Source organism: Nostoc sp. LEGE 12454, assembly GCF_056620565.1.
In genome coordinates, this window is record NZ_JBWQXL010000041.1 from 22,057 (window position 1) to 44,702 (window position 22,646).

Below are 22,646 nucleotides of genomic sequence, written 5' to 3' on the forward strand. Positions count from 1 at the left end.
AATACAGCATTTGTAAATAAATGAGGTAATGAAATACAGAGATACAAACCAGATATAAACAGTTTCTACCTCTGCTTCTTACCTCTAAACCTATAGCTTTATGCTTTATGCAAAAAAACGCTGTAAGCAATAAAAATAGCAGCCCCTACTGGCTATTAATAAGTAATTCGATCGTCTCATGCTATTTTCGCAAAATTCACAAATAGTTCATGCATATTCTGATTTATTCCTACAACTATCATCCAGAGCCAATTGGAATTGCTCCGTTAATGACTGAATTGGCAGAAGGGCTAGTAAAGCGAGGTCATAAAGTGCGAGTGATTACGGGAATGCCCAACTATCCTCAGCGCGAAATTTACGATGGGTATCAAAATAAATGGTATCTTACGGAACAAAAAAATGGCGTAACAATTGCGCGAAGTTACGTGCGAATTAAGTCTAAACCTAACCTCGTGGATCGGCTGTTACTGGAGTTGAGCTTTGTTTTCACGAGCTTACCCCAAGCCTTTAAGGGTGGGCGACCAGATGTGATTATCCTAACAGTTCCGCCGCTACTAGGTACGTTGCCAGTAACAACATTAGGCTGGTTATACAACTGCCCAGTAGTTCTAAATGTGCAAGATATTTTACCAGAAGCTGCTGTGCGTATCGGGCTATTAAAAAACAAGTGGATGATCCGAACTCTTGCAGCTTTAGAGAAATTTGCATATCGGACTGCACACACTATTAGTGTGATCGCTGATGGGTTTCGTGATAATTTAGTAAATAAGGGAGTACCTGTTAATAAAATCGTTTGTATTCCTAATTGGGTAAATGTAAATTTTATTCGCCCGTTACCGAAACAGAGCAACTCTTGGATATCTAACCATCAACTAAATGGGAAATTCGTAGTACTTTATTCAGGCAACATTGCTCTAACGCAAGGTTTAGAGACAGTAATCAAAGCAGCCGTTTGTTTACGTCATATCAAAGATATTGTCTTTGTCATTGTTGGCGAATCAAGAGCATTGCAAAGGTTGCAGGAATATTGTCTATCAAATGGAGCAGATAATGTTTTGCTACTACCGTTACAGCCGCGAGAAAAACTACCTGAAATGCTAGCAGCTTCTGATGTCGGGCTAATTGTGCAAAAGCACAATGTGATTTCGTTCAATATGCCTTCAAAAATACCACTGTTGTTGGCGAGTGGTCGTCCAATTGTAGGTTCAGTTCCCGCCACTGGTACTGCTGCTAAAGCGATCGAACTCAGTGGTGGTGGGATAGTTGTTGAACCAGAATCGCCCCAGGCAATGGCCGCTGCGGTGCGTGATTTATATGCTAATCCGGCTCTAGTGACGAAGCTAGGTAACACAGGAAGACAATTTGCCGAAGAAAACTATTCCTTAGAGCAAGCGCTCGATCGGTATGAGTGGCTTTTTTCTCATATTGTTACCAACCGAAAATCAACTGTGGGTATCTTACCAAAATTCGATTCTAAGAAATCAGTTGTGGATGGTTGAAGGGGATTAAGGATTTCTCACTCGTTAGCTACACAAACAAAACCTCGATTGGAATAAATTAACTCACCCGAATGGGTGATTTAAATATCAACCGATCGGGTGAACTAACTGTAGGAAGTTGAAACTGGTCAAAAATAGGAATCTAGAGAATACTAATTGATTGCACGTCGTTCTTGGTGAGGAGAACTTGATGATTAATAGAGCTGAATTAATCGCCGTAGGCGTAGCCTGCCGTACCCATACGGGGAAAAAAGCAAAGCTACGCGTTGGCGGAGCCTCTCATAGAGAAGGCATTGCTCAAGACTCTTTTCTTCCTTAAGATCAGTATTCAGTACTACTCAAGAGGGATAAACTCATCTATAAATAATACTAATCTCGTTTGCTATGTGGTTATAATGCAAGCAAGCGCTTGCAAACACTCATAGAAAACATTACCATCAAGTACAGCACAAACTTATGCACCTCGATCTAATCAGCAACTAAGGTATTTGCAACTACAGGTTTAATCACAGCGGCAACGCGAGAAATTACTCGTGTTGCTGCGGTCAATGAGGTAACTTTGTTTCGTCATTTGCATAACTAAAAAACAACTACTAACTTGCTCTAATTACCGAAACAATCGCTTTACAGGCAGAAGCTTTAGCTGCAACAAGATGAACTGTGCTTTAGCTTAGATAGAAAGCACTGTGTTTATACTGACTAACAAAAAATTATAAATTACACTTTAAGAAATTGAACGGAGTCAAGTAATGTACAAATCAACCATAATGTGCTGAACAAAATTGCTTCATTTTAGGTGCTAGACATCGTGAGCGATCGCCCAAATACCCAAACATATTTTTCACCAACATAGAGAAAAAAGGGCTAAAAAACTATTCCAAATAGTGCTTTTTTAGCGAAGAGTAGATTGCCCAAGTCTAAATCCACAAGACGAGAAAACGAAGATGTCCCATTCTGAGTTCCCTGACTCTCCCTTACCCATTGAAATAGAACAGCCTGCTGTTACTGATTCTAGTCAAGAGTCGCAACAATTGCCACAGCGATCGCCTAAGCCACCTCAAAAACGTCGTTGGCCCCTACTATTAGGAATCGTCTTATTAATTGCAGGTGTAGGTTTTGGTTGGCGCTGGTGGCAAACTAGTAATGCTAGCAAAGCACAAGGTGGTGCTGAAGCAAATGCTAGTCAACCTAGAGCAGTTCCAGTCAAGCTAGCGACAGTGAAAACTGAAACCGTTCAAGAAAGTTCGGAGTTTATTGGCTCTTTAGAGGCTCCACGTTCAGTAATCATTAAGCCACAGGTTGAAGGGCGAATTACCGAGATTTTCATCCAAGAGGGCAACCGCGTTCAACAAGGACAAGTCATTATTAGTCTGCAAAGTGATAATGTCCAAGCTCAATTGTTACAAGCTAGAGGCTCACTGCAACAAGCCCAAGCACGTCTTGCTGAACTCAAAGCAGGTACGCGACAAGAAGAAGTTGCCCAAGCTAGAGCGCAGTTAACCCAAGCCCAAGCTCGCTTTAGAGATGCTCAATCGGGATCGCAACCAGAAGAAATTGCTCAGGCTGAGGCTCAAATTCAGTCAGCGAAATCTGATGTGGAACTAGCACAGTCACGCGCTAAACGATATGCACAATTGAGAAAAGAGGGCGCAGTTTCCCAAGATACCTTAGAAGGATATGTCAAAGAACAGCAAAGTGCTGAAGCTGCTCTGGTCGTAGCTCAGAAACGCTTAGATCAACTCCGTCAAAGCAGAAGATCGAGTGTTAATGAGCTAGCTGGTGCTTTGGAACAACAGAAACAAAACTTAAGACAACTAGAAAATGGTTCGCGTCCAGAAGAAATTGCCCAAGCGCGATCGCAAGTAACTCAAGCAGCAGCCCAAGTCCAAGCTGCCCAAGTCCAATTGCAATACACAAAAGTTCTAGCACCTTTCACTGGCATTGTTGGTGATATTCCAGCAAAGGTGGGAGATTATGTGGAAAAAGCCGATCAACTGACTACACTAACTAGAAACGACTCTTTAGAACTGAATATTTCCGTTCCCGTAGCTGAAGCCAGAAAGTTGCGCTTGGGCTTACCTGTGCAAGTGCTGGATGTCCAAGATAAACCCATAGCAACGGGTAGGATCAGTTTTATCTCCCCAAATGCTAGTTCCGATTCGCAGACAGTTTTGGTAAAAGCCAACTTTGGCAATTCGAGAAATCGACTGCTTAATCTTCAGTCAGTGCAAACTAGAGTGATCTGGAACGAGCGTCCAGGAATTTTAATTCCAGTTACAGCAATATCCCGGTTGGGTGGAGAGACTTTTGTATTTGTGGCGCAGGCGCCGCAGGAAAATTCTAAACCTGGAGCGCCAGCTTTGGTAGCTCAACAAAAACCGGTGAAATTAGGAGTTATTGAGGGGAATAATTATCAAGTTATCGAAGGACTAAAAGCAGGGGACAAAATTGTTGTTTCCGGCATTCTTAACTTAACCAATGGCGCTCCCATTACTCCTGAAACACAAGAAGTTGGTAGCCAGAAGCCTTAGCTGAAGAGGGAAGATGAGGGCACGGAGGCAGAGGAGCAGAGGAGCAGGGGGGAAATAACCAATGCCCAATGTCCCCATGCCCCATGCCCAATGCCAAATACCAAATACCCAAAGCCCAATTTTTAAACTATGTTTGTTGACTTCTTTATTAAGCGGCCAATTTTTGCGTCGGTATGTGCGATCGTCATACTTTTAATCGGATTAATCAGTATTCCCACACTACCGATCGCTAGATTCCCAGAAATTAGTCCCACCCAAATCACTGTAACTTCCAACTATAGCGGAGCTAGTGCAGAAGTCGTAGAAAGCGGAGTGACAAATATCTTAGAAAGGCAAATCAACGGGGTTGAGGGACTAAGATATCTCACTTCCAGCAGCAGTAACGATGGTACTAGTACCATTACAGCCACCTTCGATTCATCGCGTGATAAAGATATTGCAGCTGTGGATGTGCAAAATCGGGTTTCTGTTGCCCAACCACAACTACCAGACTCTGTGCAACGCACGGGAGTGCGAGTATCGAAAGAATCTAGCAATATTCTCTTAGCGATTGGTTTATTCGCTGAAAATAAAGAGTACGACAATATATTCTTAAGCAATTATGCCGACCTTTACTTAGCAGATGCCCTAAAAAGAGTCAAAGGCGTGAGCAACGCTCAAATTTTTGGTGAACGTCGCTATGCAATGCGCCTGTGGCTAGATCCGAGTCGCCTTGCTAGTCGGGGACTAACGACCAAGGATGTAGCGAATGCTTTATCTGAACAAAACTTGCAAGTTGGTGCAGGGAGAATTGGACAAGAACCGGCTCCTGAAGGGCAAAGATATCAACTTGATGTGCGTGCTGCTAGCCGATTAGAAGAACCATCAGAATTTGAAGAAATTGTCCTGAAAACTGGAGATGATGGCACATTAGTCAAGCTCAAAGATGTCGGTAGAGCGGAACTGGGTGCAGAAAACTACAGTTCATTTCTGCGATTTCGTGGTAACGATGCTGTCGGTTTAGGGATTTATCAAGTTCCTGGTAGTAATGCCTTGGATGTGGCTAAGGGAGTCAAAGACGAACTAGCGCGATTAGCTCCGAGTTTTCCCCCAGGGCTGAAATATCAGGTAGCTTTTGACACGACATCCTTTGTAGAAGAGTCGATGTCAGAAGTTATCAAGACTCTGATTGAAGCGGTAGTGCTAGTTGTAATTGTAATTTTTGTGTTCTTACAGGACTGGCGAACTACTTTAATTCCAGCACTTACCATTCCGCTTTCCTTAATTGGGACATTTGCCTTTGTCAAAGTTTTTAACTTTTCCATCAATAGTTTGACTTTATTTGGTCTGACTTTAGCATCGGGGATGGTGGTAGACGATGCGATCGTTGTAGTTGAGCAAATCAGCCGTTTTATTCAGGATAAAGGCATAAATCCTCGTCGAGCCGCTAGTGAATCAATGAAGGAACTGTTTGGCGCGGTTATTGCCACTTCATTAGTATTAATGGCGGTGTTTGTGCCAGTGGCGTTTTTTCCGGGAACCACAGGCGCACTTTATCGGCAATTTGCCCTGACGATCGCTTTTTCCATTGCAATTTCAACTTTTTTGGCTTTGACCCTGACACCTTCATTGTGTGCGCTGCTGCTGCGTCAAGGACAAAAACCTTCTGGCTGGCTGGGCTGGATTTTTGGCCAGATTAATCGCTTTCTTGACTGGGTACAGAATGGTTATAAGCGATCGCTGACCTTTCTAACACACATCAAAGCTATTGTCATTGGGTTGTTTATCGTTTCTTTGGGAATGACTGCTTGGTTGTACACCACAGTACCAACAGCCTTTCTACCCGATGAAGACGAAGGCTACTTCATCACCATTATCCAAGGGCCGCAAGGGGTTTCGCTGCAATATACTAGCGATGTGATTGCACAGGTAGAAAAAGAAATTCTGCCACTTCCAGAAGTACTGGGGACTTTTGCGATCGGTGGATTTGGTTTTAGTGGTAGCACTGCCAATAGTGGCATCATATTTACAACTTTAAAACCTTGGGATGAGCGTTCAAGACCCGATCAATCAGTACAGGCGATTATTGGTAAATTGCAAGGGAAGTTATTGTCAATTCCAGAAGCCAGGGTTTTTCCTGTTAACCCGCCACCAATTCAGGGTTTAGGTAACTTTGGGGGCTTCGTCTTTCAACTGCAAGACCGCAGAGGTAACAGTGGTTTAGAAAATCTAGTCCAGTCGATGGGTCAGTTGCTGGGTAAAGCTAATCAAACACCAGGATTACAAGCTGTATTTAGCACCTTTGCCGCAGATACACCACAATTGCTTGTGGAAGTGAACCGCAATAAAGCCAAATCATTGCAAGTTTCCATAGATGATGTCTTCAGTACTTTACAAACTGCTTTGGGATCGCAATATGTAAATGATTTTAATCTCCAGCAGCGTAATTATCGGGTGTATATCCAGGCAGATCAACAGTTTCGTTCCAATCCCAAAGATATTGGCAAACTATACGTTCGTTCTCAAAAGAATCAAATGGTTCCTTTGAGTAACTTAGTCACAGTTACTCAGACTGTGGGAGCGCAAACGATAAATCACTATAATCTGTTCCGCTCAATTGAAATTAATGGTTCCGCCGCTCCTGGCTCTAGTTCAGGAGACGCAATTAAAGCAATGGAAAAAGTTGCTAAAGAAGTTTTACCTGCTGGTTATGGTTACGAATGGTCAGGAACTGCATTAGAAGAAATAGATTCTGGTGGTTTAGCACCGCTAATCTTTGGATTAGGAATAATCTTTGTATTCTTGGTACTAGCCGCTCAATATGAGAACTACGTTGATCCCTTTATCATTCTGTTATCAGTTCCCTTAGCTATTTTTGGAGCGCTTATAGCTCAATCAATGCGGGGTTTTGCGAATGATGTTTACTGTCAAATTGGTCTAGTAATGTTGATCGGTTTAGCTAGTAAGAACGCGATTTTGATTGTGGAATTTGCTAACCAATTGCGAGAGCAAGGGCTTTCAATGACCAAAGCAGTAATTGAAGCTTCACAAGAGCGGTTACGCCCAATCTTGATGACTGCTTTTTCTACACTCTTGGGGATTTTCCCGTTAGCTGTTGCCACAGGTGCAGGGGCGGGAAGTCGTCAATCTTTGGGAACAGCAGTTTTTGGAGGGATGTTAATCGCTACTTTCTTGAGTTTGTTTGTCGTCCCGATTTTGTATATCGTAATTAAAACGATAACAGAGCAATTTATCAAACCAAATAGGCATCAAGAAGTACCAGTAGAAGCAGTGTCATTAAATAGTAGTACTGTTGTATATTCACCAAAAGCTGAGGATTGATTATCTTCGTTATCGATTGAAGCAAATCAATTTAGAGACTTGCAAAAATTCTACAACGCTCTCAAAATTTCCATGTGGGCATGATAACAAACCAGAATGTATAGTACGAATGTACGCTGAAATCAAGACAATGGTAACAATAGCAGTCAATCCCTATCTCGATGGCAATTTTGCTCCAGTCCATAAAGAAATCACCACCGACCAATTGTCAGTTATCGGTGAATTACCTCTTGACCTATCAGGGATGTTTGTGCGGAATGGCCCTAACCCTCAATGGACGCCTATCGGTCAATATCATTGGTTTGATGGGGATGGGATGTTGCATGGTGTGCAAATTAGCAACGGCATAGCCACTTATCGTAACCGCTACGTCCAGACTTTCGGATGGAAAAAAGAACGAGAAGCAGGTAAAGCTATCTGGACTGGGTTGTTAGAACCGCCACAAATGGATAACCCTCACGGTCGCTACAAAAATACTGCCAATACTGCCTTAGTGTGGCACGCTGGTCAAATGTTGGCGCTGAATGAAGGGGGTAAACCTCACGCCATCAAGCTACCTGAATTAGAAACCATTGGTGAGTACACCTACAATGGCAAGCTGGTTTCTGCCTTCACAGCCCATCCCAAGGTAGACCCCGTTACAGGGGAAATGATCTTCTTTGGCTATTCTCTGTTTGCGCCACCGTATCTGCAATATAGCGTGGTCTCAGCACAAGGCGAACTGTTGCGAACAGTGCCAATTGAACTGCCAATAGGGGTGATGATGCACGATTTTGCCATCACTGAAAACTATACCATTTTCATGGATTTGCCGCTGACTTTTAACCCAGAGCGATCGCAACGGGGAGAACCTGTAATGATGTTTGAGCGCGATCGCCCCAGTCGCTTTGGTATTGTACCACGTCACGGTGGCAACAGTAATATCCGCTGGTTTGAAAGTCCTGCTTGCTACGTCTTCCATACCCTCAATGCTTACGAAGAGGGAGACGAAGTAGTACTTATTGCCTGCCGCATGAGTTCTACAACTGTTTTGAGTTCTGATGATTCGCAACCCGATCCAAACGCAAATATTCCCCGTTTGCATCGCTGGCGATTTAACCTCAGCACGGGGACAGTGCGTGAAGAGATGTTGGATGATGTAGCTTCGGAATTTCCCCGCGTCAACGAAAACCGATTGGGGCGACAAAACCGATATGGCTACACTAACAAAGCGGCAAACAGTCCCGTACCTTTATTTGACGGTATCATAAAATACGACTTCAGCAGTGGAAAATCCCAAACACATGAATTTGGGCAGGGGCGCTATAGCGGTGAAACTGTGTTTGCGCCGCGTCCTGGTGCAACGGCTGAGGATGATGGTTGGCTGATGACTTTCGTCCATGATGAGGGTTCAGATACTTCAGAATTAGTAGTGCTGAATGCTCAAGATGTAACAGCTAAACCTGTAGCGCGGGTGATAATTCCCCAACGAGTGCCTTATGGGTTTCATGGTGCTTGGTTTGCCGAGGAATAACTAAATGGGCATTTAGAAACCGTGTCTACACAGAAAAAACCCGCTTAGGCGGGTTTCAAATTCTTTGGCAGGTGGACTATGGTTTGTGTAACCGCGATTTCTAATCTCCAGGTAGAATCCTCTCTATTCCCGATCGCAAATTATTTTTCCCTATATCCGCCAGCGTAGTCAATCACGCAGATTGTTCTATATAATTTGTGAGTTCCATAAGCAACACCAGAGACTTTAAAAGCACCATTAAAAATGTTTTTTCGATGGCCGCGATCGCTCACACCATCATCAATAATTAACTGCATGACGATATCTTGAGCGCTGTTTGGCCCATAACTGATATTTTCACCTGCGGTTGTTTGCCATTTACCATAGCGGTTGATGCGAGTAAAAGGGTTGCTACCATCGCTACCATCATGACCTATAGCACCTTTTGGGCCTTGGTCTTTTACGTGATCTTTTGCTCCTAAAGACATACCCTTAGATGCACTCAAGGCTCCTACAGGACGTGCTGATTTGAGAAATGCGATCGCTTCATCAACTGCCTTAACTCCTTCTTGAGTTCGTAGATAAGTATTATTAGAAATTTTGACTCGGTTCCCCTGAAAGCGCTTTCTATAGTTTTCCAGAATCGGGAGGTATGCTTTAGGATTTGTTCTTACCTTATTTGTTTCAACAATTACCTGTTGTTCCAAGGGTGAAAGGTAACTCGCCTTTGCTAATAAAGTTGGACTAGTTTGTACTGCTGGGTTAGAGTTGGCTACAGACGGGTTAGATTGAAGCAGTTGATTTGAGCAGCCCAATACCAAGGTAATTGGCAAAAATACCCAAAAATTCATGCGATGCATCGATTACCTCACAATTTTTCTATGGATTAATTTAGTGAATTAGAAGAAATAAGAATTTTCAACGCACAGATAAGTCTGTATACCCTTCTGCCGTTAGAAACGATATCAGGGCTTAAGTAAGTTTGCTAAAGAAAGCGCAGATTAACGCGCCAATAATATTGATAAAGTTGCGATTGCTTTTGTTCCTAAAGTGTTACAATCTATCACTTAACACCTGTTGTAACATTGAAAACACTAAAACGTAAATAATAACAAAAATCTTTTTTACACTTTCAGAAACCAGCGTTGCCGATACATCAGAAAACCAACAGCCCACCACAACAACACGGTGACTAAGGCAAATAACAGGGAACCATTCAGCACACCCGCCCAAGATGCGAAAAAATTCTGGTAAATCCAATTGTAGGTACTAGGAGCATCTTTGGCAGTACCAATAGTGGTTTTGACTAAAATTTTAATTAACAAAACCGATGCAACGAAAAGAGCGATCGCATTTAAGCCCATAATTTCAAAAGGTTTACTCCAGCGACGCATCAGCCGTACTTCGATAAGTTCATAACAAGCTGCTAGTAATAGTAACGCCCAGCCTGTTGTAAATACTACATAAGAACTTGTCCACAGCTTTTTGTTAATTGGGAATGTCCACCCCCATGCCCAACCGATAATTAAGCAACCGACTCCAAATAATCCTAAACCGATACTTGTACGTGACTGTACAGGTTGACTGCGTATCCATTGACCTGTGAAGTAGCCAGCGAGGACGCTTACTATCGCGGGAATAGTACTGAAAAGGCCTTCTGGATCTCCCATAAAGTTGAAACCATCACCTTTGTATAAATGTGCTTTGGGAATAATCAGGCGATCGACATAAGCACCGAAATTACCTTCTCGCGTCAAAACTCCCGCACCATGCTCCGGTACTGCTACATACATCATCGTTAGCCAGTAGCCAATGAGTAGCACTGCTGCTAGTATCCATTGACCTTTGCGCGGAAGGTTGAGAACAGCTAGGGAAGCCAGCAGATAGGTAAGGCTGATGCGCTGCAACACTCCCATAATGCGGATACTACTCAAATCAAAAGTCCAAATACCTTGATTCCAAAAGCCATTTAGTAGTAATCCCAAGGCAAAGAGAATAGCGGCGCGGCGCAATATCCGCCAGTAAACAGCTGAGGTTGGTTTATTGCCTTCGCTGTATTTTGACAGCGAGAAAGTCATTGCTACACCGACAATGAAGAGAAAGAAGGGAAATACCAAGTCCGTTGGTGTGCAGCCGTGCCAATCGGCGTGAGCTAAGGGAGGATATACATCATCTGCGACACCCACCATATTAACGAGAATCATTCCAGCGATGGTAATGCCGCGAAAAACATCCAGTGAAGTCAGGCGCATAAGCGGAATTTTATGTTACATGAGTATCTAAAGTACTCCGCTTGATGCGGGTAAGCAAGCAAAATTTATAGGTCTACTTACCAAATATAGTTTTCCATCAAGGTTCCTGCCCATACTATCTTGTATGAACTAGAAGTATGCGATCGCACCCAGACCACAGTTTTAGCTATCCAAAAAGCATTGGTAGTATCAGAACTGTTAATAAAGCTAGATATACTCAAATTTCAATCAATCTCTCCATCGTTATTTAAGTAAAAATGCAGTTGTATTGTCACTAGGCTTAGTATAAATTGCTATAAACAAAAGCTGTGATGAAAAAACAGCTAACTTTACTCAAGGCGTGCTTGCTTATATAAAAACTAAAAATATCGCGGTTTTGTCTCATTAGATAAAAGGTTTAATTACCGATTTAATTTGGGAATGAAAGCGAATGCAGAGTCATTCACTTTCTACTTTGTTGTGCACGATAAATATTACTAAGCCAAAGCTAATAAATTATATTTAAGGAATAATAATTATGATAAAACAGCCAGAAAGTTATCATCCTAAAACCAGAAACAAGTCTACTATAAAATTAATAGATGCAAACACAAATATTGTTTTTATAGATCCAAAAGTTATAGATTACCAAAGCTTAATGGCTGGTATCACACTCGGCAGTGAAGTTGTTATTCTTGATGCCAATAGAGACGGTTTAGCACAAATTACCGAGTTTCTAGCAAAACGTGAATCCAATTCAGTTCAATCAATTCACATTGTTTCCCACGGAAGTGTGGGGAGTTTGCAGCTAGGGTCAATCAACTTCAACCTTAGCAATCTGGATAGCTACAAAAATCAGTTACAAAAGTGGGCAAGTGCTTTAACTGATAAAGCTGACATCCTACTTTATGGCTGTGATGTAGCCAGCGGTGAAGGCACAAAATTTGTACAGCAGATTAGCCAAATTACTGGAGCAGATGTTGCCGCTTCCACTGACAAAACCGGAAGTGCAGCTTTAGGTGGCGACTGGGATTTAGAAGTGAAGACAGGGAAAATTGAGGCTTCTCTGGCATTTCAACCTGAAGTAATACAGACTTACCAATCTATTTTGCCAGCTAGTTTTACTGGCACATACTCTGAAAACTTCAACACATTAGCTAGTTCTGGAACATCTATTACTTGGACTAATGATTCAACCATTTTGGGCTGGTATTCCACGAGAACAAATTACATCACTGGTACTGGCAGTAATAACACAGGTGGATTGTACAGTTTTGGTAATGCTAATAATGCAGAACGGGCACTTGGTTCTGTAGCTTCTGGTACTACAGGGACTATTTATTATGGGTTGCGCCTCCAAAACAACACAGGTTCACCAATTACTAACTTGCAAGTAGGTTACACAGGTGAGCAATGGCGTAATGGTGGTAATATATCACCGCAACAGCTGAAATTTAGTTATCAAACTGGATCAACTCTCACAAGTTTGACAACAGGAACATGGACATCTGTCACATCGCTAGATTTCACCGGGCCAATTGCAACTGCAACCGCAGGTGCCATAGATGGCAATCAAAGTGTCAATCGAGTAGTCATAGCACCTGTAATATTTAACCTATCTACCCCAATCACTAACGGTGAAGAGATTATATTGCGTTGGGAAGACATAGATGATGGAAGCAACGATCATGGTTTAGCGATTGACGATGTATCTGTCAAACTAAATAATACTACTTTTGTAGTAACTAACACCAATGATAGCGGTGCTGGCTCATTGAGGCAAGCTATTATCAATGCCAATAACGATCCAGGGATTGAGACAATCATCTTTGATACGACTGGGATATTTGGTGACGCTACCCCCGACACTATTACCCTCACTTCTGGGGAATTGAATGTTACCGAAGGAGTCATAATTCAAGGAACTGGGGCTAATAAACTCATCATTAATGGTAACAATGCTTCCCGTATTTTTAATGCCAGTGCATCCCTCTTAATTGATGGGTTACATATAGCTGGGGGAAATGCAGGAAATAACAATGGTGGCGGCATTTACAGTACTAATAGTCTCACAGTCAGCAATAGCATCATTTCTGGTAACACCGCCAACAGTAGCGGCGGTGGCATTTATAGTACCAATAGTGTCACAGTCAGCAATAGTACTCTTTCTGGCAACACCGCCAGCTACAGGGGCGGCGGCATCTACAGTAGCAATACCACTATTAGCAATAGTACTTTTTCCGGCAACACTGCCAACGATAACGGCGGTGGTATCTTCAGTAGTACTCTTCTCACCATAAGCAATAGCACTATTTCTAGCAATACAGCAAAAATTTCTGGTGGTGGCATCTACACCAGCAATGCCACGGTGAGTAATAGCACTATTTTTCAGAACACTGCTGACAGTGATAACAATGGTACAGGTAATGGTGGCGGTATTTTTAGGTCTGGCGGTACGGTAAGCATCAGCAATAGCATCATTGCGGGCAATATTGACCGAGGTAATCAAGGGCCAGATATCTCTGGGATCAATTTCAATGGTAATGCTTACAACCTGATTGGCAATCTTACTGGTAAATCATCCGGGACTCTGGGCACGGGTACAGATATTATTAACCCCAACCCCGGACTCAAACCGCTAGGAGATTACGGTGGTTCTACACAAACTCATGCTCTATACTTTAACAGTCCTGCCAGGAATGCTGGCGATCCCGCTTACAATGGTGGCTTAACTACGGATCAGCGTGGCACGGATTTTAAACGTATTGAAAGCGGGAGAATCGACATTGGAGCATTTGAATATGTGCTTCCAAAAGTCAACTTTGGTGCTGCTACGTACAACACAACAGAAGATAGTACCGCCACTACAGTAACTATTTCTGTTACCTTAGATGCCTCTCCTGAAACCGCTGTCACAGTTCCTATTGTCGTCAAAAACAATAGCACGGCTACTAATGGCAACGATTACACTTTTTCCCCCGCTACCATCTCTTTTACTGCTGGGGCAACAGGCGCAAATTTAACACAGCTAATTACTTTTACTATAAATCCAGACGATTTACCTGAGAATGCAGAAACAGTTGTACTCAACTTCGGCACGCTAACAGGAGCTGATTTGGGGACAATAACTGAAACTACTCTAACTATTGCTGCTAATGATGCGATTCAATATGCAATTTCTACTCCCACCTCAACTTTAACTGAAAGTAATAGCGGTACTCAAGCTGTTACCTTCACAGTTACTCGCAGTGGTGGTATTGGCGTGGCTAGTACTGTAAATTATGCTTTTAACGGTGCAGCAACTTTTGGCAGTGACTATAACAATATTCAAGTTACGGGTGGAGGAACTGCTACATCTGGAACTTTAAGCTTCGCTGTTGGGGAAACCACAAAGACAATTACAGCTAATGTTTTGGGTGACAACACATTTGAACTCAATGAAGACATTACTGTTATTCTGAGTAACCCCAGTATCATAACTGGAGCGCCAAATTCCATAATTACTAACAGTTCGGCTACAGTAAACATCATCAACGATGATAGCCAACCAACTATCAGCATCTCAGATGTCTCTGTTACTGAAGGCAACACAGGTACAACAACTAACGCTAATTTCACTATCAGTCTTTCCAATGCCAGTTATCAGCAGATTACTGTAAATTACAACACAAGTGATGGCACTGCTAATGCTGCTGACTCTGATTACAATTCTACTCAGGGGACGATTATTTTCAATCCTGGCGAAACCAGTAAAACCCTTAACATTGGTGTTGTAGGCGATAACAAATTTGAAACCGACGAGGCATTTTCTGTAAATCTTTTGGGTGCGACAAATGCCGCGATCGCAGATAGTTTAGCAGTTGCTACCATCATCAACGATGATAACCAACCAACTATCAGTATCTCGGATGTCTCTGTTACCGAAGGCAATACAGGCACAACAACTAATGCCAACTTTATTGTCACTCTCTCCAATCCTAGTTATCAGCAGATTACTGTAAATTACAACACGAGTGATGGCACTGCTCAACTTGGTGACTCTGATTACAACTCTGCTTCTGGGACGATTACTTTCAATCCTGGCGAAACGAGCAAAGTTATTAGCATTGGTGTCATCGGTGATAACAAAGCTGAAACCAACGAGACATTTTCTGTCAATCTTTCGGCTGCGACAAATGCCGCGATCGCAGATGATTTAGGTGTTGGTAGCATCATTGATGATGACAACCAACCAACTATCAGTATCTCGGATGTCTCAGTTACCGAAGGCAATACAGGCACAACAACTAATGCTAACTTTACTATCAGTCTTTCTAATCCTAGTTCTCAACAGATTACTGTAAATTACAACACGAGTGATGGCACTGCTCAAGTTGGTGACTCTGATTACAACTCGGCTTTCGGGACGATTACTTTCAATCCTGGTGAAACGAGCAAAGTTATTAGTATTGGCGTCATAGGTGATAACCAAACTGAAACTGACGAGACATTCTCTGTGAATCTTTCGGCTGCAACAAATGCTGCGATCGCAGATAGTTTAGGAGTTGCTACCATCATCAACGATGATAACCAACCAACTATCAGCATCTCGGATGTCTCAGTTACTGAAGGCAACACAGGTACAACAACTAACGCTAATTTTACTATCAGTCTTTCTAATCCTAGTTCTCAACAGATTACTGTAAATTACAACACGAGTGATGGCACTGCTCAAGTTGGTGACTCTGATTACAACTCGGCTTTTGGGACGATTACTTTCAATCCTGGTGAAACTAGCAAAGTTATTAGCATTGGTGTTTTAGGCGATAACAAATTTGAACCTGACGAGACATTTTCTGTCAATCTTTTGGGTGCGACAAATGCTGCGATCGCAGATAGTTTAGGAGTTGGTACTATTATCAACGATGATAACCAACCAACTATCAGCATTTCGGATGTCTCGGTTTCTGAAGGTAACATAGGCACAACAAGTAATGCTAACTTTACTATCAGTCTCTCCAATCCTAGTTATCAGCAAGTTACTGTAAATTACAACACGAGTGATGGCACTGCCCAAATTGCTGACTCTGATTACAACTCTGATTCAGGAACAATTATTTTCGCTCCTGGTGAAACTAGCAAAACTCTTAGTATTGGCGTCAGCGGCGATAACCAAAGTGAAGCCAACGAGACATTTTCTGTCAATCTTTCAGGCGCGACAAATGGCACGATTGCAGATAGTTTAGGAATCGCTACCATCATTGATGATGACAACCCAACAACTGTCAGTATCTCGGATGTCTCAATTGCTGAAGGTAACACAGGCACAACAACTAATGCTAACTTTATCGTCACTCTCTCCGCAGCGAGTTTACAGCAGGTTACTGTAAATTACAACACTAGTGATGGCACTGCTAAAGTTTCTGACTCTGATTACAACCCTGCTTCCGGGACAATCGTTTTCAATCCTGGCGAAACCACCAAAACTCTTGCTATTGGTGTCATAGGTGATAACAAACCTGAAACCAATGAGACATTTTCTGTCAATCTCTTTGGTGCTACAAACACCACAATTACTGATAGCTTGGGAGTGGCTACTATCATAAATGATGACCAACCCCCAGCCATCAGTATTGCAGATGTATTAGTCAAAGAAGGCACAACAGGGATGACAACTAATGCTAATTTTGTCGTCACTCTCTCGAATGAATTCTATCAACCGATAGTTGTAAATTACAGTACGAGTGATGGTACTGCCCAAGAATCTGACTCGGATTACAATTTCGGGTTGGGGACAATTGTTTTCAACCCTGGCGAAACTAGCAAAGTTATTAGTATTGGCGTCAGAGGTGATAATAAAGTTGAACCCAATGAAACATTTTTTGTCAATATCTATGGTGCAGCAAATGCCATATTTAATAATCACCAAGGAGTTGGCACAATCAAGAATGATGACTAATCGTTATTGAACAGAACATTAGCGATCGCTGCAATTATCCCAGCCCAGAGTAGTCGTTGGTAAAATACTTGTGCTATAAATTACAGGTTTTTTGTTTAACCCTCTAGCTTTTTTACAATGAAAGTATTAATTTAAACTCAATATATACTTATGTAAAGTTCGATTAGCAATTTAAAATGCAGGATTAAGCCATTCTCAAAAAAATTTATCCTAAAATCAAATATTCAGTAAAATTACGTATGCGGATTGAAGTCTTCTCAATGAATAGTAGAATTAGCCCATACAGGAGAAGACTGTGACGCTCTTAAATGAAGCTCAAGTAGAGCAACTAAAGGAAATAACCACACGCTTGCGACAAGTAAGACAAGAAAAATCTATTCGCATAGAAGAAATAGCCTCTCAGACAATGCTTCGAGTAGGTATTTTGCAAGCGTTAGAAGAAGATCGATTTGAAGAATTGCCTGAGCCGATTTTTCTGCAAGGATTCATCCGTCGTTATGGAGATGCTTTAGGGCTGGATGGAAATGCTTTATCGTACAGCCTTATAACCAATGTTGTCTGTCAAGATTCTAAAAATGCTTACCACAATTCAGACAACAAACAAAATACATACATACCTCTTGTTCTGACCTATATTTTATTATTGGTCGGTGCATCTGCTGGTCTTCTTCATATACTTAATCCACAGCTTACAGCTGAATCCCTGACTCCAGAAGATAATAATCAACAGTCAATAGTCAGTAATCAGACTAACAAATGACCAAAAAAGCAGAAAGAGTGTAGAGACGCGATTAATCGCGTCTCTACTGAGTAGAGGAGAAGAATTAAGAACCGATGACAAATGACCAATACAACTCTTGGAGAGGCTGCGCCAACGACTACGCTCAGTACAAGCGACAAATGACAATTTTCAAGATATTTGCGGTTTACGCAGATGCCAAGTAGTAGATTGCTCATAAGCATAAGCTACCTGAAATAATTGGTCTTCTCGCAGCACATTGCCAATTAGCTGTAATCCTATCGGTAGCCCCTGTTCGTCAAAACCACATGGCAAACTTAAACTAGGTAAACCAGCAAGATTCACAGGAATAGTCATCAAGTCAGTTAAATACATACTCAAGGGGTCAGTAGTTTTTTCCCCTGCTTTAAATGCTGTAGTGGGAGATGTGGGACAAACTAACACATCAACTGCACCAAAAGCCTTTTCAAAGTCTTGCTTAATCAAAGTACGGACTTTTTGCGCTTTTAGGTAGTAAGCGTCATAATAGCCAGCCGAAAGGGCGTAAGTGCCAATCATAATCCGGCGTTTGACTTCTGTACCAAAACCGGCGGCGCGGGTACGAGTGTACATTGATAGCAGATTATCTGCATCAGGAGCGCGATACCCATATTTAACGCCATCGTAACGAGCCAGGTTTGCTGATGCTTCTGATGGGGCGATGATGTAGTAGGTGGGTAAGCCATAGCGAAAGCGGGGACAGGAAATTATATGAATTTCGGCTCCCAAACTTTGTAGTTGATCTACTGCTTTGGTAACAGCTTGTTCCACTACAGAGTCTAAACCTTCACCAAAAGTTTCTTTAATGATCCCAATTCTCAGTTGACCTCTGGGTTTGAAGTTTGGTTTTAAGCTAGCAGCATAGTCGGGAATGGCAACTTTTAGGCTAGTAGAGTCTTTGGGATCGTAACCTGCGATCGCACTTAATAATATTGCCGCATCTTCTACCGTGTTTCCAAATGGCCCAATTTGATCCAAAGACGAAGCGTAAGCCACTAAGCCATAACGAGAAACCAAACCATAAGTGGGTTTCATCCCCACCACACCGCAGAAAGACGCAGGTTGGCGAATCGAACCGCCAGTATCAGAACCGAGAGCAACTACACATTCTTGAGCCGCCACCGCCGCCGCCGAACCTCCAGAAGAACCACCTGGAACTCGTGACAAATCCCAAGGATTAGCCGTGACTTGATAAGCAGAGTTTTCAGTGGAACTACCCATTGCAAACTCATCCAAATTGGTTTTGCCTACCATTACTGCTCCAGCATCTGCCAGTTTTTGCGTCGCCGTTGATTCATAGGGCGGCACAAAATTTTCTAAAATTCGGGAGGCGCAGGTGGTAGGAATCCCCTTGGTACACATATTATCCTTGATACCCACAGGAATGCCCGCTAGCAGCCCAATTTCTTCTCCTGCGGCAATTTTGGCATCCACAGCACCCGCCTGCTCTAATGCCCGGTCTGCCGTCACACATAAAAAGCTATGCAATTTCGGCTCTAACGCTTGAATGCGCTCTAAAGCTTCTTGGGTAATTTCAACGGCAGAACGTTCTTTTTTAACCAGCTGTTGGTGCAACTCGCGGATGGATGCCATGATTGCTCTCTTTGTGACTCAAGTCATTGATTCTAGTACATATTGGTCAAAATTGGGTATTGGTTATTGGGCTTTGGGCATTGCTTATTCTCCTCTGCTTGCCATTCCCCATTCATCTGACTAAGCGGATTAATATGTATTGAAATGTGTTTAATAAGTTTTTAAAAACAGCAAATACATGGCTATCAACCATCTATTGAATAGTTTGCCAAAGTTTTCATATATATTGGCTGCTTTTGTGTAAGAGTATAGCAGTGTTTTCTAATGATATAATTTTGTATTACAAGCTTATTAATACTACAAACTTCATAATTTTATTCAATTCCACAAAATTTTTCGAGGTAAGGTAGGATGATAAAAATAGCCACACGTAAATATTTAGGCAAACAAAATGTTTATGACATTGGGGTGGAGCGCGACCATAATTTTACGATAAAAAATGGCTTAATAGCTGCTAATTGTTTCAATAAATCCCATTCGACAGCCTATGGTTATGTAACATATCAAACAGCATATTTAAAAGCTAATTACCCATTGGAATATATGGCGGCGCTGTTAACAGCTAACAGTGGTGATACCGATAAGGTACAGAGATACATTACTAACTGTACAAATATGGGGATTTCCATAGATCCGCCAGATATTAATCGTTCTGGTGTTGATTTTACCCCAACAGCAGGAAAGATTCTGTTTGGATTTTCGGCGGTGCGTAACGTGGGACAAAATGCGATCGCTTGTATTTTGGAGGCAAGAAATGAGACAGGAGAGTTTAAATCACTCGCTGATTTTTGCGATCGCGTGGATTTGCGTGCTGTTAATCGCCGAACTCTGGAGTCGTTGATTTACTGTGGAGCCTTTGACAAAATTGAATCCAACCGCCAACAGTTAATTAACGACTCAGAATTAGTGTATGATTGGGCACAATCTCGTGCGAAAGATAGAGCTAGTGGTCAAGGAAATCTATTTGATTTATTGGGCGACGGCTTTTCTGCAACTCAGAATAAAAGAGCAAGTAATGCCTTTGAAACTGCTCCAAAATCTAAACCTATAATGGATTTTACCCCCCAGGAAAAGTTGCAAAAGGAGAAAGAATTACTAGGCTTTTATGTATCAGATCATCCCCTGAAATCCTTACGACAAATAGCACCACTTTTGACACCAATTAACCTTTCGCAACTGGCAGATCAAAGAGAAGAAACGAGGCTTTGTGCAGTTGTGATGTTAAATAACGTGAAAAAAGTGGTGACGAAAAAAGGCGATCAGATGGCAATCTTGCAAATAGAAGACCTAACTACACAATCAGAAGCTGTAGTTTTTCCGAAAACTTACGAACGCATTAGTTCCATACTCCAAGTTGATACTAGATTGATTATTTGGGGAAAAGTAGACCGACGTGACGAGCAAACTCAATTTATTCTTGAAGATGCAGAACCAGTGGAAACAGTACAAATGGTAATGGTGGAATTAAATCCCCAGCAAGCAGGTAATATGGAAGATTTACATCGCTTGAAAACGATTTTACAAGATCATTCAGTAGACAAAGAAAAGGCAAAAATGCCAGTGATTGGAATTATTCAAACTGAAACTTCTCGTAAACTTGTTCGCTTAGGTTGGCAATTTTGCGTACAAGATTCTCGAATAACTGTTCAAGCTTTGCAAAATGCCAGTTTTCCTGCTCATATAAAATCGCTGACTGGTAGCTGATGCCAGTAATGAAAAATCCACCAATACTGAAAAGCAGCTTAAGAATTAGTTTTATTGAACTGTCAACAGTAAATTGTCTTAAGTATTGAGGATTTTAATCGTTTTTTTAGTTACTTATGCGGATGATAATTTCCTTGAGATAGTGGTATCTTTTGATGCTAATACCCTTAAGGCTGCGACTGGGGGAAGGAGTTAGAACTTGATGATCGTCAACGAGCTACATAGATTTGTTTCATACTGTAAAAAAATTCAACCCCAAACTCACGATGACATTCAAAAATTTTTTGAAGGAGTAATCTTGTTTCCTTATGATAAGGAACTTCTATTGCAAGCTTATTTATTTCTGAATATTAAAGAATTGTTTCCTTCGTGCGCTGAATTGCTGTTGTTTGAAAAGTCTCCAATTTCAGATTATACAGATTTAGGAAAGTGTGATTTTGTCTTCTTGACCTTTAAAGGTAGTCTGTTTTTAATTGAAACTAAGTTTATTGATACAGAAGCAACTGGAGCAACGGAACGAAAAAGGAGAAATAAGCATAGAAACAAGGTATTTGAGCAAGTCATTACTTTAAAAGGTCGATTTAGCGAATATTGGAATATGAGGCTAGATCAATTAGAGTGCGGGGTTTTCACAACAGATTCAGAAGTTGCTTGGCGAGGAAATGGTGTGAATGTCACATCTAAATCAATATCTATAGATAAGCTCGAACAATGGCGAAGAAATTATCACAGTAGTGAAAAATTTTTATCTCATCAAGATGGGTCAAAGTTTGAGGAGAAGGTTAATTTGAAAGGTTGAACTAAGACCCAAATATAGTTATTACAGTGAATGGTGTATGGGGCATAAAAGTAATTAACAATGCCACATACACCAACCCAGAGAAATTATCTGGGTTTTCCTTCCCATCAATCTTTACTGCCAAACATAGATAAGGATAAACAAAATAATCCAGATAACATCGACGAAGTGCCAAAACAATGAAGTTGCATTGACGCCGAAGTGACCTGTATCGTAGTTGCCAGGGATGAAAGAACGTACCAAAATTATTAACTGCAACAGGATACCAGTGAAAACATGCAAACCGTGGAAGCCTGTAAGTAGATAGAAGGTTCCACCAAATACCCCAGAGGTGAAACCAAAGGCGAGGCCGTTCCATTCAATCGCTTGGCCAACTAAAAAGTAAGTTCCCATTGCCATTGTTGCCAAGAGGAACAGGCGGAATTTTACTAAGTCGTGGCGTTGAAGGGCGCGTTCTGCTAAGTAAATTACAAAGCTACTAGCAACGAGAATTACTGTGTTGATTGCTGGTTCTTTTACTTCTAATCCAGAAACACCAGTTGGTAGCCAGTTAGGTGTTGTTGTTTTGTAGATCGCATACCCGGCGAAAAAACTTAAGAAAATCACGCTTTCTGACAGTAGGAAGACAATGAAGCCAAACATTTTGTTGCCTTCTTCGTCGTGACTGTGTTCTGCGCTTGTATGGTGCAATTCTTCGGAATTGATATAGCTGTCCATTTTGCTTTTTGAGGGGAAATTTGAAACGCAAAGGTACGCAAAG

At 41.7% G+C, this 22,646-nt stretch carries 15 protein-coding genes; 10 read left to right on the plus strand and 5 right to left on the minus strand.

Annotated features, from left to right (window positions below; all coding sequences use genetic code 11):
* Positions 1–209 precede the first annotated feature (209 nt).
* The 5 genes from AC1F2U_RS27595 (at position 210) to AC1F2U_RS27615 (ending at position 8,864) form a co-directional block, all read left to right on the plus strand.
* A complete protein-coding gene (locus AC1F2U_RS27595; protein WP_480264041.1) occupies positions 210–1,499 on the plus strand; it encodes a glycosyltransferase family 4 protein in 1,290 nt (429 codons plus the stop codon).
* A 190-nt stretch (positions 1,500–1,689) separates the two neighbouring features.
* Positions 1,690–1,818 carry a hypothetical protein gene (locus tag AC1F2U_RS27600; RefSeq protein ID WP_480264042.1) on the plus strand — a complete coding sequence of 43 codons (129 nt, stop codon included), beginning with the start codon at positions 1,690–1,692 and terminating at the stop codon, positions 1,816–1,818.
* Between the two features lie 625 nt (positions 1,819–2,443).
* Positions 2,444–4,030 carry an efflux RND transporter periplasmic adaptor subunit gene (locus AC1F2U_RS27605; RefSeq protein WP_480264043.1) on the plus strand — a complete coding sequence of 529 codons (1,587 nt, stop codon included), beginning with the start codon at positions 2,444–2,446 and terminating at the stop codon, positions 4,028–4,030.
* Between the two features lie 129 nt (positions 4,031–4,159).
* Positions 4,160–7,351: an efflux RND transporter permease subunit gene (locus AC1F2U_RS27610; RefSeq protein ID WP_480264044.1), complete on the plus strand. Its 3,192-nt coding sequence runs from the start codon at positions 4,160–4,162 to the stop codon at positions 7,349–7,351.
* A 130-nt stretch (positions 7,352–7,481) separates the two neighbouring features.
* Positions 7,482–8,864 (plus strand): carotenoid oxygenase family protein, encoded by a 1,383-nt coding sequence (locus AC1F2U_RS27615; protein WP_480264045.1) that lies wholly within the window; start codon positions 7,482–7,484, stop codon positions 8,862–8,864.
* 140 nt (positions 8,865–9,004) lie between these two features.
* Here the strand turns inward: AC1F2U_RS27615 and AC1F2U_RS27620 are convergent, their stop codons facing one another.
* The 3 genes from AC1F2U_RS27620 to AC1F2U_RS27630 all read right to left on the minus strand — a co-directional run bounded on the left by AC1F2U_RS27620 (position 9,005) and on the right by AC1F2U_RS27630 (position 11,316).
* Entirely contained in the window at positions 9,005–9,703 is a 699-nt protein-coding gene (locus AC1F2U_RS27620) for a CAP domain-containing protein (protein ID WP_480264046.1), read from the minus strand.
* A gap of 264 nt (positions 9,704–9,967) precedes the next feature.
* Entirely contained in the window at positions 9,968–11,095 is a 1,128-nt protein-coding gene (locus tag AC1F2U_RS27625; RefSeq protein ID WP_480264047.1) for an acyltransferase family protein, read from the minus strand.
* A gap of 77 nt (positions 11,096–11,172) precedes the next feature.
* Positions 11,173–11,316, minus strand: coding sequence for a hypothetical protein (locus tag AC1F2U_RS27630; RefSeq protein ID WP_480264048.1), 144 nt, complete (start codon positions 11,314–11,316; stop codon positions 11,173–11,175).
* Between the two features lie 296 nt (positions 11,317–11,612).
* On the opposite strand from AC1F2U_RS27630, the gene AC1F2U_RS27635 reads away from it, so the two are divergent.
* Positions 11,613–17,012 (plus strand): Calx-beta domain-containing protein, encoded by a 5,400-nt coding sequence (locus AC1F2U_RS27635; protein WP_480264049.1) that lies wholly within the window; start codon positions 11,613–11,615, stop codon positions 17,010–17,012.
* A gap of 295 nt (positions 17,013–17,307) precedes the next feature.
* Complete coding sequence (locus AC1F2U_RS27640; RefSeq protein WP_334842322.1) at positions 17,308–17,772, plus strand: helix-turn-helix domain-containing protein; 465 nt, start codon at positions 17,308–17,310, stop codon at positions 17,770–17,772.
* 150 nt (positions 17,773–17,922) lie between these two features.
* On the opposite strand, the gene gatA is transcribed toward AC1F2U_RS27640, so the two are convergent.
* A complete protein-coding gene (gene gatA, locus AC1F2U_RS27645; RefSeq protein WP_480264050.1) occupies positions 17,923–19,383 on the minus strand; it encodes an Asp-tRNA(Asn)/Glu-tRNA(Gln) amidotransferase subunit GatA in 1,461 nt (486 codons plus the stop codon).
* On the opposite strand from gatA, the gene AC1F2U_RS27650 reads away from it, so the two are divergent.
* The 3 genes from AC1F2U_RS27650 to AC1F2U_RS27660 all read left to right on the plus strand — a co-directional run bounded on the left by AC1F2U_RS27650 (position 19,382) and on the right by AC1F2U_RS27660 (position 21,886).
* Complete coding sequence (locus AC1F2U_RS27650) at positions 19,382–19,507, plus strand: hypothetical protein (protein ID WP_480264051.1); 126 nt, start codon at positions 19,382–19,384, stop codon at positions 19,505–19,507. The two genes, gatA and AC1F2U_RS27650, sit on opposite strands and share 2 nt — an antisense overlap.
* A 227-nt stretch (positions 19,508–19,734) precedes the next feature.
* Complete coding sequence (locus tag AC1F2U_RS27655) at positions 19,735–21,087, plus strand: helix-hairpin-helix domain-containing protein (protein WP_480264052.1); 1,353 nt, start codon at positions 19,735–19,737, stop codon at positions 21,085–21,087.
* Positions 21,088–21,289: 202 nt separating this feature from the next.
* Positions 21,290–21,886: a hypothetical protein gene (locus AC1F2U_RS27660; protein ID WP_480264062.1), complete on the plus strand. Its 597-nt coding sequence runs from the start codon at positions 21,290–21,292 to the stop codon at positions 21,884–21,886.
* A gap of 114 nt (positions 21,887–22,000) precedes the next feature.
* On the opposite strand, the gene AC1F2U_RS27665 is transcribed toward AC1F2U_RS27660, so the two are convergent.
* Positions 22,001–22,603, minus strand: coding sequence for a cytochrome c oxidase subunit 3 (locus tag AC1F2U_RS27665; protein WP_480264053.1), 603 nt, complete (start codon positions 22,601–22,603; stop codon positions 22,001–22,003).
* Positions 22,604–22,646: the final 43 nt, after the last annotated feature.